Annotated in this window: 15 protein-coding genes; 4 read left to right on the top strand and 11 right to left on the bottom strand. The window is 67.0% G+C overall.

All coding sequences use genetic code 11. The features are described 5' to 3' along the window. Positions 1–24 precede the first annotated feature (24 nt). From J2X98_RS01435 to J2X98_RS01425, 3 genes are read right to left on the bottom strand one after another with little or no spacing between them, the layout of a single operon-like run. Positions 25–1,716, bottom strand: a complete 1,692-nt coding sequence (locus J2X98_RS01435) for a ribonuclease J (protein ID WP_141940781.1) — start codon at positions 1,714–1,716, stop codon at positions 25–27. Between the two features lie 40 nt (positions 1,717–1,756). After that, positions 1,757–2,665, bottom strand: a complete 909-nt coding sequence (gene dapA / locus J2X98_RS01430; protein ID WP_141940780.1) for a 4-hydroxy-tetrahydrodipicolinate synthase — start codon at positions 2,663–2,665, stop codon at positions 1,757–1,759. 58 nt (positions 2,666–2,723) lie between these two features. Continuing rightward, positions 2,724–3,155: a hypothetical protein gene (locus tag J2X98_RS01425; protein ID WP_307303629.1), complete on the bottom strand. Its 432-nt coding sequence runs from the start codon at positions 3,153–3,155 to the stop codon at positions 2,724–2,726. Positions 3,156–3,277: 122 nt separating this feature from the next. Here J2X98_RS01425 and J2X98_RS01420 point away from each other — a divergent pair, with 122 nt between their 5' ends. Then, positions 3,278–4,513, top strand: coding sequence for a heparan-alpha-glucosaminide N-acetyltransferase domain-containing protein (locus J2X98_RS01420; RefSeq protein ID WP_307303626.1), 1,236 nt, complete (start codon positions 3,278–3,280; stop codon positions 4,511–4,513). 82 nt (positions 4,514–4,595) lie between these two features. Here J2X98_RS01420 and J2X98_RS01415 read toward each other — a convergent pair whose 3' ends face one another. From J2X98_RS01415 to J2X98_RS01380, 8 genes are all read right to left on the bottom strand, one after another. Then, on the bottom strand, positions 4,596–5,549 hold the full coding sequence (locus J2X98_RS01415) for a TM2 domain-containing protein (protein WP_307303624.1): 954 nt from the start codon (positions 5,547–5,549) through the stop codon (positions 4,596–4,598). A gap of 196 nt (positions 5,550–5,745) precedes the next feature. Further along, positions 5,746–6,219: a hypothetical protein gene (locus J2X98_RS01410; protein ID WP_141940777.1), complete on the bottom strand. Its 474-nt coding sequence runs from the start codon at positions 6,217–6,219 to the stop codon at positions 5,746–5,748. Between the two features lie 3 nt (positions 6,220–6,222). After that, complete coding sequence (gene dapB, locus J2X98_RS01405) at positions 6,223–6,993, bottom strand: 4-hydroxy-tetrahydrodipicolinate reductase (RefSeq protein ID WP_307303622.1); 771 nt, start codon at positions 6,991–6,993, stop codon at positions 6,223–6,225. A gap of 90 nt (positions 6,994–7,083) precedes the next feature. Then, positions 7,084–7,548, bottom strand: a complete 465-nt coding sequence (locus tag J2X98_RS01400) for a molybdenum cofactor biosynthesis protein MoaE (RefSeq protein WP_307303620.1) — start codon at positions 7,546–7,548, stop codon at positions 7,084–7,086. Continuing rightward, positions 7,538–8,062 carry a MogA/MoaB family molybdenum cofactor biosynthesis protein gene (locus tag J2X98_RS01395; protein ID WP_141940774.1) on the bottom strand — a complete coding sequence of 175 codons (525 nt, stop codon included), beginning with the start codon at positions 8,060–8,062 and terminating at the stop codon, positions 7,538–7,540. The genes J2X98_RS01400 and J2X98_RS01395 overlap by 11 nt, the downstream gene beginning before the upstream one ends. Then, positions 8,059–8,550 (bottom strand): cyclic pyranopterin monophosphate synthase MoaC, encoded by a 492-nt coding sequence (gene moaC, locus J2X98_RS01390; protein WP_141940773.1) that lies wholly within the window; start codon positions 8,548–8,550, stop codon positions 8,059–8,061. The genes J2X98_RS01395 and moaC overlap by 4 nt, the downstream gene beginning before the upstream one ends. After that, positions 8,538–9,773: a molybdopterin molybdotransferase MoeA gene (locus tag J2X98_RS01385; RefSeq protein ID WP_307303617.1), complete on the bottom strand. Its 1,236-nt coding sequence runs from the start codon at positions 9,771–9,773 to the stop codon at positions 8,538–8,540. The genes moaC and J2X98_RS01385 overlap by 13 nt, the downstream gene beginning before the upstream one ends. Before the next feature lie 23 nt (positions 9,774–9,796). Beyond that, entirely contained in the window at positions 9,797–11,326 is a 1,530-nt protein-coding gene (locus tag J2X98_RS01380) for a molybdopterin-dependent oxidoreductase (RefSeq protein ID WP_307303714.1), read from the bottom strand. Between the two features lie 219 nt (positions 11,327–11,545). Between J2X98_RS01380 and moaA the strand changes: the two genes are divergently transcribed. The 3 genes from moaA (at position 11,546) to J2X98_RS01365 (ending at position 14,704) form a co-directional block, all read left to right on the top strand. Then, positions 11,546–12,673 (top strand): GTP 3',8-cyclase MoaA, encoded by a 1,128-nt coding sequence (gene moaA, locus J2X98_RS01375; protein ID WP_307303615.1) that lies wholly within the window; start codon positions 11,546–11,548, stop codon positions 12,671–12,673. Positions 12,674–12,678: 5 nt separating this feature from the next. Continuing rightward, the gene (locus tag J2X98_RS01370; RefSeq protein ID WP_141940771.1) at positions 12,679–12,945 is read left to right on the top strand and encodes a MoaD/ThiS family protein; all 267 of its coding nucleotides are present in this window, start codon (positions 12,679–12,681) and stop codon (positions 12,943–12,945) included. A 91-nt stretch (positions 12,946–13,036) separates the two neighbouring features. Next, the gene (locus J2X98_RS01365; protein ID WP_307303612.1) at positions 13,037–14,704 is read left to right on the top strand and encodes an HNH endonuclease signature motif containing protein; all 1,668 of its coding nucleotides are present in this window, start codon (positions 13,037–13,039) and stop codon (positions 14,702–14,704) included. The last annotated feature ends 43 nt before the right edge of the window (positions 14,705–14,747 follow it).

Genomic DNA, 14,747 nt, shown 5'->3' with positions numbered 1-14,747 from the left:
CCGGGATTACCGCGGGGAGGCCTGTCAGGCTTCCAGTACCACCGGGATGATCATGGGCTTGCGGCGCAGCTTGCGGTTGACCCACGTGCCTACCACGCGGCGCACCACCTGCTGGAGTTGGTGGCTGGTGTGGTCGGCGTGGTTCTGGACCGCTTCCTCCAGGGCCGCGTTGATCTTGGGGATGATGTCGTCGAAGACCGAGTCGTCCTCGGCAACACCGCGGGCATGGATTTCAGGGCCGGAGACCACCTTTCCGGTGGCGCGGTGGATGACCGTGATGATGGAGATGAAGCCTTCGTCGCCCAGGATGCGGCGGTCTTTGAGGTCGGCGTCGGTGATTTCGCCCACGCTGGAGCCGTCCACGTAGACGAAGCCCACTTCCACCTGGCCGACGATGTCTGCCTGGTGGTCCCGGAGGTCAATGACGGTTCCGTTGTCCGCAAGGATGACGCTCGCTTCCGGGACGCCGGACTCGATGGCGATCTTGCCGTTGGCGATCAGGTGCCGGGTTTCGCCGTGCACGGGCATCGCATTCAGCGGTTCGAGGATGTTGTAGCAGTAGAGCAGTTCACCGGCTGCGGCGTGGCCGGAAACATGGACCTTGGCGTTGCCCTTGTGGATCACGTCGGCGCCGAGCTTGAGGAGTCCGTTGATGATCCGGAACACCGCGTTTTCGTTGCCGGGGATGAGGCTGGAGGCCAGGATGACGGTGTCGCCGTCTCCCACCACCACCCTGTGGTCGCCGTTCGCCATCCGGGACAGGGCAGCCATGGGCTCGCCCTGGGAACCCGTGGACATCAGCACCACGCGGTTGTCCGGCAGGTTGTCGATGTTCTTGATGTCGACGATCAGCCCGGAAGGTACGTCCAGGTAGCCCAGCTTTTCGGCTATGGCCATGTTCCGGACCATGGAGCGGCCCACGAACGCAACCTTGCGGTTGTGCTTGGCAGCGGCATCGAGGACCTGCTGCACGCGGTGGACGTGGGAGGAGAAGGACGCCACGATGATGCGCTTGGTGGCCTGGCCGAAAAGCCGCTCCAGCGTTGGGCCGATTTCCTTCTCGGCAGTGGTGAATCCCGGGACGTCGGCATTGGTGGAATCGGACATGAAGAGGTCCACGCCTTCTTCGCCCAGCTTGGCGAAGTGGCGAAGGTCGGTGATGCGTCCGTCCAGCGGCAACTGGTCCATCTTGAAGTCGCCGGTGTGCAGGACCGTGCCGCCCGCAGTGCGGAGGAACACGGCCAGGGCGTCCGGGATGGAGTGGTTGACGGCCACGAACTCGCATTCGAAGGGCCCGAACTTCTCCACCTGGCCTTCCTCGACGGTCAGGGTGTAGGGGCGGATGCGGTGTTCCTGCAGTTTTGCCTCGATCAGGGCAAGGGTCAGCTGCGATCCCACCAGGGGGATGTCGTTGCGCAGCTTCAACAGGTATGGCACAGCGCCGATGTGGTCCTCATGCCCGTGGGTGAGGATTACGGCCACGACATCGTCCAGCCGGTCCTCGATGTAGGAGAAGTCGGGCAGGATCAGGTCAACGCCGGGCTGGGTTTCCTCGGGAAAGAGGACGCCGCAGTCCACGATCAGCAGTTTGCCGTCGATTTCGAACACGGACATGTTCCGGCCGATCTCCCCCAGTCCGCCAAGCGGAACGATCCGGAGCGTGCCCTGGGGCAGGCGCGGAGGGGTGACAAGGCCGGTAAGGGCAGTTTGGGTCATAGTGCACTACTTTCCAGGCGGAAGGGTGCCGGTCTTAGCCTCAGGAGAAGACCAGCCCCGCCTCCGCCAAATCCCCGCGGATGGTTTCGATCTCGGTTTCGTCCGGCTCCACGAGGGGCAAACGGACAATCGAGTTGGGCAGGACTCCCTGCCATTTAAGAATCTGTTTGGCCGCCACGGCCCCCTGGACACGGGTCATCGTTGCGCGGACCACGGGCTGCAGCTCGAAGTTGATCTTGCGGGCAGTCCCAAGGTCGTTGGCGTTGACGGCGTCGATAAGCTCGCGGAAGCGTCGGGTGGCCACATGCGTAGTGACACCCACCAGGCCGACAGCGCCCAGCGCCATCCAGGGAAGGGTCAGTCCGTCGTCGCCCGAGTAGAACAGGAGGTCGGTTTCGGCCATGACGCGCGTGGCGGCGGTGAGGTCGGCCTTGGCGTCCTTGACGGCGACGATGTTGGGGTGCTGCGCCAGGCGGATCATGGTGTCCGGTTCGATGGGAATGGAGGACCGGCCCGGGATGTCGTACAGCATGACGGGCACGTCCACGGCCGAGGCGATGGTCTCGAAGTGGGCGCGGACCCCGGCCTGGCTGGGCTTGTTGTAGTAGGGGGTCACCAGGAGGAGGCCGTCGACGCCGAGGGCAGCAGCCTGCTGGGAGAGGTGCACCGAGTGCGCGGTGTCGTTGGTGCCGGTGCCGGCAATGATGGCCGCCCGGCCGCCCACCGCATCCTTGACGGCGCGGAACATGCCCAGGTTTTCCTCGTCCGTCAGTGTGGAGGTTTCACCGGTGGTGCCGGTGACCACCAGGCCGTCACAGCCGTCGTCGACCAGCTTGCTGGCGAGCGCCGCCGCCTGGTCATAATCCACAGCGCCGTCCTTGGTGAACGGCGTGACCATGGCGGTCAGGAGGGTACCGAGGGCAGGGATGTGCGCGGAAGAGTCAGCCATGGAAAAAACGTTACCCTGTTCCCAGCTGGTTAGGACAATGCCACGGGCGTGACGAGCGTCAAATACGATGCTGCCGCGAGCCCGGCGGGTTGGTCCCGGCGTGGCAGTAGCGGCCGACGGCGGCCTGCCGGAGGTCCTCGGCCCAGGCCGCCAGGCGCTGGGCTGCCCGCACATAGTGGAACAGCTCCGTGGGAGTCAGCGCATCGATGTCCGTTTCCGACAGCCGGCGGGCGAGTTCCGCCCCCTCCGGCTGGGCGGCCAGGCTGATGCCCTCCCGTTCCCATTGGACGTCCTCGGCCGGACGGCCGGAGACGAGCTGGCGGAACAGATAGTCCACAACTCCAGGACTCATCGCTTTCAGCAGGCCGTCCCCGGTGCCGCATTGCTCCAGCGGCACGTGAACGGGACCGGGCAGCAGGTTCCCGGGCAGCGGACGACCCTGCGCGTGGGCCCCCTCGGATCCGGGGACTGCGGATGATGGCGTCTTCATGCCAGCAATGCTATTCGAACATATATTCGAATACAAGGGTCCTGTGCCGGGTCCCGGCCTTCGTGGCCGGCGGGGGACCTGGTTGACAACGGCGGCGCAGGCGCATGTGAGACGATCTGGTCATGACGTCCCGATCCCCGGCCACCCGGTCCCGGAAACTCCCGAGCCGGCAACAGCCGGGGCGCCTGCGGGGCATCGACGCCGCCCGGGGCCTGGCGCTACTGGGCATGATGGCCACCCATCTGCTGCCGACCTTCGAATCAAATGCCACTCTCACCCCCACCTGGGTTGGCCTGACATTCTCAGGACGCGCCGCTGCGCTCTTCGCAGTTCTCGCCGGGGTGGGACTGGCGCTGTCGACCGGAAAGAACAAGCCCGTGGAGGGCCCTGAACTTTCCGCCGCGCGCCGCGGGGTGGCCCTGCGCGCCCTGGTAATTGCCGTCGTCGGACTTACCCTGGGCGGCCTGGAAGTGAACGTGGCCATCATCCTGGTCCACTACGCCGTGCTGTTCCTCTGCGTCCTGCCATTCCTGGGACTGGGGGCGAAGCGCCTGTTCGCCTGGGCCGCAGGCTGGCTCCTGGCGTCGCCGGTGCTCGCTTACCTGCTGCGGCCCTGGCTCCTTGCGGCCGAGCCGCCCCTGAAGCTGGGCCACAATCCGAACTGGGAAGACCTGGGGACGCCATTCCGGCTGCTCGCGGACGTATTCCTGACCGGGTATTACCCGGCGCTGCAATGGCTGTCCTATCTCCTGGTGGGGCTGGCCATCGGACGCCTGGTCCTCACCAGGGCACTGGTTCCCGCACTGCTGCTGGTGGGCGGGACGGTGGTGGCCGTGGCCGCCAGGACGCTCGGTGTGGCGGCCATGGAGGATTGGGGTGGCCGGGCAGCGCTCGAGAAGGTCCTCAACTCGCCGGGGTATCCGCTGGCCAGCGTGCTGCAGGTCAACCTGGCCGGATTCCCCCAGGACGACTCGTGGTGGTGGCTGGCGTCGGCCGCACCCCACTCAGGCACCACGCTTGACCTCCTGCACACGTCCGCGGTTGCGGCTGCTGTCATTGGGGCATGCCTGCTCCTGGGACGGCTCGCCGAGTGGGTGGACCTGGACCTGCTGCTGCCGTTGCGGGGTCCGGGTGCCATGACGCTCACGCTGTATGCCGTTCACGTCTGGGTGGTCTCCGGCTTCTACCTCAAGCCCCTGCCTGCAGGCTGGACCGAGGACGGCATGTACTTTGCCCACGCCGCAGCTGCCATCATGATTGGCATGCTGTTCGTGGTGCTGAAACGGCGAGGGCCCCTTGAATGGCTGGGCCACTCGGCGAGCCTGGTGGGACGGGGCGGGCTCAAAGCATTGCAGTGATTCATGGACCAGCACGGGGAAGAGGGCCAGCCCCCGGCCCTGGCAGACTGGCGGTAGTGACCGGTTGCCAGCGTGGGTCCGGCTACTTCGCAGTCAGGGTGAAAGCGGACGCCTGATCTCCATAGTCGTCGTTGATAACCACCTTGACCGGACCCTTCTTTACGTCGAACGCAATGACGCCCTGGCGGGCATCACCGGCGCCTACTTCATCCGTGGGCAGGGCTCCCAGCCCGTTATCGAGGTAAACCAGTTCGCCTTCCTTGCCGTCGGCGTCGTAGACCATAAAATTCGAGGGGCTGGAAAAACTGGTGCCGGTCAGCGTCTCCCAGGAGACCTGGATGGCGAGGAAGCCGCCGTTCTTCGGCTGCAGGTAGTCCATGCCCGGAATCTGCGCCGTGTAGATCGAGTCGAGGACGCCGATCTTCACCGTGTTGCCCTCCGAGACGGTAGCCACCACGGAGTTGGCACCGGCGGCGGATCCACCGGACGGAGCAGGTGCGGCCTGCGAGGCCGAAGGAGGCTCCGGCGCAACAGGGGTCTTGCGGGCATCGATGGCCGCGCCAACCATGGCGAGGGATGCCATGGCCAGCAGGATTCCGGTGATGATGCTCACCAGCCACAGGACGGCGGTGATGATCCAGGCTTTCTTTTTGTTTTCCTGGTAGCCCTCCAGCGGACGGCCGTCTTTGTCCCGGGTGTTTCCGGTCAGGGTCATGATCAGGTCCACAATGGCCCAGATGCCCGCGCCTCCGCCGGTCAGCAGCTTGGCAACGGCCGTACCGGTCTTGCCCAGGTAGAAGCGGTCTGCACCAAAAGAGCCGAGGAGGAGGGACAGGAGCCAGGTGGTCATGAAGGACTTGCCCGGTTCCCCTGGGTAGGGGCCCTGGTTGTACGGGCCGGGCTGGTACTCCCCCTGCGGGCCTGCCTGGTACTGCCCTTCATAGGGTGCCTGCCCCTGGAAGGTTGACGGCGCCGGCGGAATCGGCGGTGCCGACGGTCCGCTGTGTGGCGCGTTGGGATAGTTCGGGTGGCTCATTGATCGTCCTTCACGGAGGTGCGGGTGCGGGTGCGCAAGCGAGGTTCGGGGGACGATCGTGGCGGCATGGCCGCCAACCCCATTTCCGCCCCCAAACCGGAAAGTATTGCCTACCGAACATACCGTGGACGGCAAAGAACCGCGATGGGCAGAAATGCCCATCGCGGTTCCCAAGCTGCACCTCCTGCAGCGGCGGCTAGGACGCGGCGGTGAAAAGCCTCACGGCGTCACGCATGGATGCGCGGGCACGCTTGCGGTCCCCTGCGGCGTCATAGGCGCAGCTCAGCCGGAACCAGGAACGCCAGTCGTCGGGAGCGGCCTCGGCTTCGGCGCGGTATTTCTCAAACTCTGCGTCTGCCGCCGCCCGGACGATCCGGCCGCCGGGGGTGCGAGGGAGCTCGTCCACGGGCAGGCCGCCTTCGGCCTCCAGGACCTTGGCCATCTGCTCCGTGCGGGCGCCGAACATCAGCTCCCGGATCAACGCCCACGCCCCGATGATGGGCAGCACGAGGTAGGCGGCGCCAATGGCTTTGGCTGTCAGGTTGCTGTCCGACAGCAACAGGAGGGAACGCTGGAAAGAGACCACCAGGTAGAAGACCAGCAGCAGAGTCACCGCCCCCACCCAGATTTTGGTGCGGTTCTTCCGGAAACCGGCGGCGAGCCCGTTCACGGCCTAAAGCCCCAGGTCCAGGTAGCCGTCCAAACCAACGGTGAGGCCGGGGTGCGCGGCGACGTTGCGGATGCCCAGGAGCACGCCCGGCATGAAGGAGGCGCGGTCAAAGGAATCGTGCCGCAAGGTCAGCTGCTCGCCCGGACCGCCCAGGAGCACCTCCTGGTGGGCCACCAGGCCGCGGAGCCGGACGCTGTGCACCCGGACGCCATCCACTTCGCAGCCGCGGGCGCCGGCACGCTCGGTGGTGGTGGCGTCAGGACTGGGCGGCACATCCGCCGCTTTGCGTTCCGCGGCGATCAGCTGCGCGGTGCGGACGGCCGTGCCGGAAGGGGCATCCACCTTGTCCGGGTGATGGAGTTCGATGATTTCCACGGACTCGAAGTATTTGGACGCCTTCGCGGCGAACGCAGAGGCCAGGACGGAGCCCAGGGCAAAATTCGGTGCGATGAGGACGCCCGTCTCCGGGTGCTCCGCCAGCAGCGATTCCAGCCCGGACAGGCGCGCTGCGTCCCAGCCGGTGGTGCCCACTACGGCGTGGATGCCATGCTCGACGGCGAAGCGGACGTTCGCTTCGGTGCTTTCGGGAACCGTCAGGTCCACCAGGTATCGGGCACCCGATCCGGTCAGCTGCTCCAGCGAATCACCCCGCCCCAGGGCTGCGACGAGCTTCATGTCGGGCGCGGCATCGATGGCCTTGACGGCCTCGGCGCCCATGCGTCCATTGGCGCCCAGGACGGCCACCAGCTTGGGTGCGGGGTGTTGTTCGGTCATGCCGTTAAGCCTACCGGCGGGACGGGCGCGGGCAGGAACCGTGGGCTGTGCGTTACCTCGCAGGCGACATCCGGCGCGTGCCGCGAAGAATCAGCCGCCTGCGCCGACCCATTCCACTGTGCCGTCCGAAAAGAACTGTTCCTTCCAGATGGGCACTTGTTCCTTGATGCGGTCCACCAGTTCGGAGCAGACGGCGAACGCCTGCCCGCGGTGCGCCGCAGACACCGCGCACACCAGCGCCGGGTCTCCGATCTCCAGCATCCCGATCCGGTGCGCTGCCCAGATCCGCACAGGCTGGCCGGCCCCGGCACCGTTTGCGGCGTCCTGCTCGGCAACCAGGCGCGCGACGACGTCGGCCATCACCTGGTGCGCCGTGGGATGCGCACTGTAGCTGAGGCGCTCGACTGCCTTGCCGCCGTCGTGGTTGCGCACCACCCCGCTGAAGCTGACTACCGCTCCCGCGGTGTCGCTCTCCACGGCGTCGATCGCCTGGTCCACGGAAATCGGTTCCGCACTCAGGACTGCCCTGACAACCTCGAATGCTTCAGTGCCCATGTCCGCCTTCCAGCTGGTCGCACAGATGGCCGATCAAAGGGTCCAGGACGCTGAGCCCGTCCATGACACCCTTGGGCGAGCCGGGCAGGTTCACAATGAAGGTGTGCCCATGGGCGCCGGCGTAACCCCGGCTCAGGGCAGCCAGCGGGGTCTTGGCAGCCCCGGCATGGCGGATTGCTTCCATGATCCCGGGGATTTCCCGGTCCAGCAGCGGCAGCGTGACGTCGGGCGTGCGGTCATCCGGGCTGAGGCCGGTTCCCCCGCTGGTGATCACGACGGCGGGATGCTGGGTGAGGAGGGCGCGGATGGCGGCACCGACCGGCTCGCCGTCCGGGACCACCATGGCCGGAAACACCTCGAAGCCGTGCTCAGTGAGCCAGTCGGTGATGACCGGGCCGGTTTCATCGTCGTAGATGCCGGCGGCGGCGCGGGTGGAGGCGATCACGACGCCGGCCTTCCGCCCCTGCACGTCTCCGTGCACGTGCGGCTCAGCCGCGTTGAAAAGTGAGGTCACAGTGCCCAGTCTCCGCTCTTGCCGCCGCTCTTGGCCAGCACCTTGATGTCCGTGAGGACGGCATGCTTGTCCACGGCCTTGATCATGTCGTAAACGCTGAGCGCCGCCACGGAAGCCGCGGTCAGGGCCTCCATTTCCACCCCGGTGACGCCCCGGGTCTTGACGGTGGAGCTGATGGTGACGGCGGCCGGACCCAGCTCAAAGTCCACTGTGACCTTGGACAGCGGCAAAGGATGGCAGAGGGGGATCAAATCCGGCGTCCGTTTGGCGGCCATGATCCCGGCCACACGGGCAACGGCCAGCGCGTCGCCCTTGGGGAGTCCGCCGGTGCCCAGGAGCTGCATGACCTCGGTGGTGGTTTGGACGGTGGCCGTCGCGGTGGCCTCCCGGGTGGTCTCGGCCTTGGCGGAGACATCCACCATCTGGGCACTGCCGTCCTGGCGCAGGTGCGTCAGCGCAGGGGTATGTTCTGCATTCACAGCATCCATACTTCCACCTCATCGCCGGCCGCGAGCTCCGTTACGCCCGCAGGGACGTGGACCAGGACGTTGGAGCCGGCGAGTGCGTGCATCAGGTGCGAGCCCTCGCCCCCCTCAAGCTGCACCGTCCCGCCGGGCCGCAGGGTTCCGCGGCGGACCTGGTGCTTGTGCGCGGGGGACGTGAGGGGCCCGGCCAGGCGGGCGCGCAGCGGCAGCCGGGCCGCGGGAGCCCCCAACAGCGCCGAGAGTGCCGGGCGGAGGAACATTTCGAAGGACACCAGGCAGCTGACCGGGTTGCCGGGAAACCCAAGGAAAGGGACGCCGTCGAACGTTCCCACTCCCTGGGGACCGCCCGGCTGCATGGCCACATGCAGGAATTCAACGGGCTGGTCCGCCATGGCCTGCCGCACCACTTCATAGGCGCCCTTGCTGACCCCGCCCGTCGTAAGGATCAGGTCGGCGCCCTGGCCTTGCGTCCGCAGGAGCGCCCGCAGGTCTTCCGGGCTGTCGGTGGAAATGCCCGCACGGCGGACATTGAGCCCGGCCTGCTTCATGGCCGCTTCCAAAAGGGTTCCGTTGGAGTCGTAGATCTTCCCTGGCGGGAGCTGGGAGCCCGGTTCCACCACTTCGTCCCCCGTGGTGACCAGCAGGACGGTCACTGCCTTGTACACCCGCACCTCCGGGATGCCCAGGGCGGCGAGCAGGCCCAGCTGGGCCGGACCAAGGCAGGTGCCTGCAACCAGGGCGTGCTCCCCTGCTGCGATGTCGCTGCCGGCGGAACGCACGAAGGTGCCAGCGGCGGCGGGCGGCAGTTTCACTGTGCCTGCGTGGCCCGGCTCCAGGAAGCGGTCCGGTACGGCCCGTTCGATGGGCACGACGGCGTCGGCCCCCGCCGGGATCATGGCACCGGTCATGATGGGCGCGGCGGTCCCCGGCTCAAGCGGCTGCGGGCTGGACCCGGCCGGTACAGGTGGCACGATCCGCAGTTCGGCACCGGCGTCGGGGATGTCTCCGGAACGTACCGCGTACCCGTCCATTTGGGAGTTGGCGAACGGAGGGAGGCTGATGGGCGCGGCGACGTCGCCAGCCAGGCCCCGGCCCAGTGCCTGGGTCAGCGGCAGGCTTTCGGTGCGGTCCGCCGAACGCAACGGGCGGAGAAGCTGTGCGACGGCCGCGGCGTGGTCTGCGACAGACCGCGCACGTGCAGCACTGCTGTGGGGGTGGCTGGTCATGAATACGCCTTTGGTCGCGGCCGTCAGGATTTCACGTCAACTCTAACCGTGTGGAATCCCGTGGCCCCGTCAGGTGCGGGGGGCCGTGACGTTTCGTCCTGGGGCCGGCCGTCCAGGCCCGTGGCGCGGACCTGTACCTCGTACTGGCCCGGGGTGAGGTCAACCGCCAGCTTCCACTGGTACCAGGTGTCCACCGAGATGCCGGAAGCGAGCTCCGCCTCCTTCCAGGGTCCCCTGTTGATCCGCAGCTCAACAGCCCTGATGCCGGTGTGCTGGGCCCAGGCGACACCTGCGAACACCACGCTTCCCGGGTTGGCGGGACGCCCGCTGCGGGGAACGTCGATGCGGGATGAGATCTTGATGGGGCCGCGCTCGGACCACCCGCGCGGAGTCCAGTACCCGGCGTCGTCCGCGAACCGGGTGACCTTGAGTTCTGTCAGCCATTTGGTGGCAGAGACGTAGCCGTAAAGTCCGGGCACAACCAGCCGGACCGGGAAACCGTGCTCAAGCGGCAGGGGTTCACCATTCATGGCGACGGCGAGCAGGGCATCCCGGTTGTCGGTGAGGACTTCCAGGGGCGTCCCGGCGGTCCAACCGTCGGTGCTGCGGGAGAGGACCATGTCCGCGCCCGGCTGCGGAACGGCCTGGGCGAGGAGGTCGCGGACCGGCCACCCGAGCCAGCGGGCGTTGCCGATCAGGTCCCCGCCAACGCCGTTGGAAACGCAGGCGATGGTGATGTGGCGTTCCGTCAGGGGTTTCGCCAGCAGGTCGGAGAAGGAAAGCTGGACTTCCCGGGCCACCATCCCTGTCACTTTGAGGACCCAGGTGTCCGGGTTCACCGCCGGAACGGAGAGTGCCGTGTCGATCCGGTAAAAGTCGCGGTTTGGCGTGACGATCGGGGTTACGCCTGCCACGCCTGACTCGGCACCGGCCGGGATGGACGGCGCCGGTGATGCCGGTACCGGGAGGCCTATGCGCGCCCTGGCTTCGCTGACGGCAGCAGCGGCGCCGCGCCAGATTCCTGCCACCACGCCGCCTGCAGCGGAAGCCGCTGCGGTAATGGCAAAGGCCTGGAGGAAGATCCGGCGGGAACCCGCGGCCGCGACGCTTTCCCCGTCCTCTGCGTCTTCCCACCCGTGCAGCCTGCCCACCAGGAACCGCAGGAGTGCGACTGCGACCACCGCAGCCACGAGCGGGGAGATCAGGGCCGGCAGGGTCATTTGGGAACGCGTCAGGACCGCGGCCGCGCCCGCCAGGCCGAAGATGGCCACCACCGAGGAACCGGCGAACCGTCTTCGGAACTCAAGGACTCCGGCAAGTGCGGCCAGTGCGGCGATGACCAACGCCATGCCCGCCAGGAGGGCTGCCTTGTCTGCCGTCCCGAAGAGCGAGACCGCCCAGTCTTTAACGCCCGGCGGGACTGCATCGATGACGGCCCCGCCAACAGCGGTCAGGGGTGAAAGGGACGGGCTGGCGAACCCGGCCACCAGCTCTCCCGCTGCGACGCCCCCGCCGGCTGCGACTATCCCGGCGGCGGCGGCCCAACCGCCCACGCCGCGCCGGACTGCCTGTTGCCGAACGGGACTGTCCGCCCGCTCCCCAAGCCGTGCGCCGTCGTCGTCCGACCCCTGCTTTTGCCGGGAAATGTTCACACCTTCAGCATAGGTTCGCCGGCGGTCCCCGGGGCGGATCGGGGCCCTTGGCCGGGACTCGGCCGGATCTGCGGAAGTCACGGCTGTGATGGGCGGCTCAACGTGGCGTAGCCTGAATTTATGAGTGTCCAGCTAGGCATGCCCCAGCCGCGGGAGGAAGCAGCATCGGCGCTGCCCGCCGTTCCCGCGCGCCGGCCTGCGGATGCGCCTGCTGGACTGGTGGACCGCTATGGACGCCGGGCCACAGACATGCGGTTGTCCCTGACCGATAAGTGCAACCTCCGCTGCACGTACTGCATGCCGGCTGAAGGCCTGGAATGGCTGGCAAAGCAGGCGGTGATGTCGGCTGCGGAAATCATTCGGATAGTGCGCGTCGGCGTGGACCAGCTGGGTGTCCGCGAACTGCGGCTGACGGGCGGGGAGCCGCTGGTCAGGCATGACCTGGTGGAGATCATCGCTGCCCTGCGGGCCAACCACCCGGACCTCCCGATTTCCATGACTACCAACGCTGTTGGGCTGGCGAAGAAGGCGGCGGCGCTCAAGGACGCCGGCCTGACGCGCATCAACGTCTCCCTGGATTCGCTGCATGAGGAAACGTTCACCAAGCTGACCCGCCGACCTTTCCTGGACCAGGTCCTGGCCGGCGTTGACGCCGCCTGGGCTGCGGGCCTTGGCCCGGTCAAATTGAACGCCGTTCTGATGAGGGGCATCAATGATGCCGAGTCGCCGCAGCTGCTGGCCTGGGCCCTGGAGCGAGGGTACGAACTGCGGTTCATCGAGCAGATGCCGCTCGATGCCGACCACGGCTGGACGCGCCGCAACATGATCACCGCGGCTGAAATCCGCGGATTGCTGTCCCGCGACTTCGTCCTTAGCCCCGATCCCCGCGAACGTGACGGTGCCCCGGCGGAACGTTTTGAGGTACGACGGCGGGCGGAAGGTTCGCTGGACGCCGACGGACCGGTTTTGGGAACAGTGGGCATCATTGCCTCCGTGACTGAGCCGTTCTGCTCCGACTGCCGGCGCACCAGGATCACCGCCGAGGGCAAGATCATGAGCTGCCTGTTCTCGCGGGAGGAGTTCGATTTGCTGGGCCTGCTTCGCTCCGGTGCCAGCGATGATGAGCTGGCCCAGCGGTGGCAGGACGCCATGTGGATCAAACCTAAAGCCCACGGCATGGACCATGTGGGCCTGGACGCTCCGGACTTCGTCCAGCCGGACCGCAGCATGAGTGCCATCGGGGGCTGACAGAGATGTTGGTACGTTACTTTGCTGCCGCACGCGCTGCCGCAGGCTTTGAGGACGAGAAGTTCGACCTGCCTGCCGGAGCCACGGTGGCTGACCTGCTGGCAGCCGTAGCAGCGGTGGAACGGCCCGAGCCCCCCGCCGGGACCCCGCCACTCCCCCGCCTCCTCTCCCGCAGCAGCTTCCTGCTCAATGAGGTGGCCGTGCGGGACCAGGCGACGGTGCTGGGTCCCGACGACGTGGTGGACGTACTGCCGCCGTTCGCGGGGGGCTAGCCAGCACAGGGCAGCCGGAGCCATGCGGGTTTTGACTGTCCGGGCTCTGCGGGCGGGCTCGATTGTCAGACCCTGGTTGGATGATGTGGGTATGGGAATCAACGGTGGTTTTGGGGCGGTGCTGGAGGGCGTTCGTGCCTCTGTCGCTGCCCTTGATGCGCTGGTTCTTGAGGACCGGAACCTCGAACATCCTGCGCTGACTGCTTCGGCTGGAGATATCGACGTGCTGCAGCGCCGATATGAGCTGTGCCTGGAGCGGTTGGAGGTTGTTGCCCGGTTGGAGGCGCAGCTTGCGGCGGTGAAGGCGCGGGACGTGACGGAGTGCGTCCGGTTGCAGCAGGCCATGACCGGGCCGGATGCCTCCCTGCAGGACCGCACCTATGCGGAGATGTCTGTCGTGGAGGAGATCGCCGGGGTCCTGACCATCAGCTCCGCGGCCGCGGGCGCGTTGGTGGACCAGTCACGGCGGCCCTGTTCCCTGCCACCGGTGCTCGAGGCCCTGTCCGCCGGTGCCGTGTCCTGGCAGCACGCCCGCATCATTGCCGACGAAACCGAAGAACTCACCCCCGAAGGCGCCATGGAGTTGGTGGCGCATTTCTTCGACCCCGACGCCCCCAACCCCGCACGCGGCGCAGCCCCCGGTGAGCTTGTCCCGTTCCGGTTCCGGGCGAAAGTCCGTGGGTGGCGGGAACGCCACCACCCCGACTCCATTGAGAAACGCCACGCCAAAGGTGTGACGGACCGGCGGATGGAATACAGCCCCGACCGGGACGGCATGGCCTGGCTCTCCCTCTACCTCCCCGGCGACACCGCGTGCGCCATCAGGAACCGCACCACCGCCACCGCCCGCGGCCTCCAAAGCCCGGACGAGGCCCGCACCCTCACCCAACTCCGCCCCGACATCGCCGCCTCCCTGCTGCTCGGTGCCGGAAACCCTGCCGGGCCCATCAAGACACCCACCCCCAAGGCCGACGTCCTGGTCACCGTGCCGGTGTTCTCCCTCCTCGGCAGCACCGACGAACCCGCCACGCTCGACGGCCTCGGCCCAATCCCCGCGTCCACGGCCCGCAAACTCGTCGCTGACGGGGCGCATTCGTTCTACCGGGTCCTGGTCGACCCCCGCGACGGGGCACCACTGGAAATCGGCAGGACAAACTACCGGCTCACCGAAACCATCAAACAATGGATCAGGATGCGCGACGGCAAGTGCACCTTCCCCGGCTGCACCAACCGCACCCCCGACAACGAAATCGACCATGGCACAGCTTGGGAACACGGTGGAAGCACCGGGATCAGCAATCTCGGACAACTTTGCCCGAAACACCACCACCTGAAGCACGCCCGGGCATGGGTACCTGATGCCGCAACCCAACATGAGCCACCCGGTTGGACCTCACCCAGCGGCCGCCACTACAAACCCGAACACCCAGACCGAGAACCAACGCACTGGCCACCGGGAATTTTGCCGTGGAGTAATTTCACCGCTGCGCTGGAAACCGCACCGCACACGGCAGCCCCGCCCACTGCCACAGCTGAATCAGATGCAACCAGGCCGCTGGAGGATTTGCCTAACAAGGAAGTGCTTGCCGAGGTCCCAGCGTGGCCGGAGCTGGAAATGGAGGAACCCGACGGGGACAACCTGCTGGATCCGGACGACCTCTGCGCTACCGATGCCCTCTGGGACGACTTCTACGCGAAACCCTTTATGTTGCCGCCAGACCCACAAACAGACTGGGAGCTACTGCTCTCGCTGACGTGACAGTGGAGACACCTCGCTGCCTTCTTAACGCTGTCCTGTAGCC

Source organism: Pseudarthrobacter enclensis (genome assembly GCF_030811655.1).
GTDB lineage: Bacteria > Actinomycetota > Actinomycetes > Actinomycetales > Micrococcaceae > Arthrobacter > Arthrobacter enclensis_A.
The sequence above is the reverse complement of the archived record's forward strand: the minus strand, read 5'-3'. Positions and strand labels throughout refer to the sequence as shown.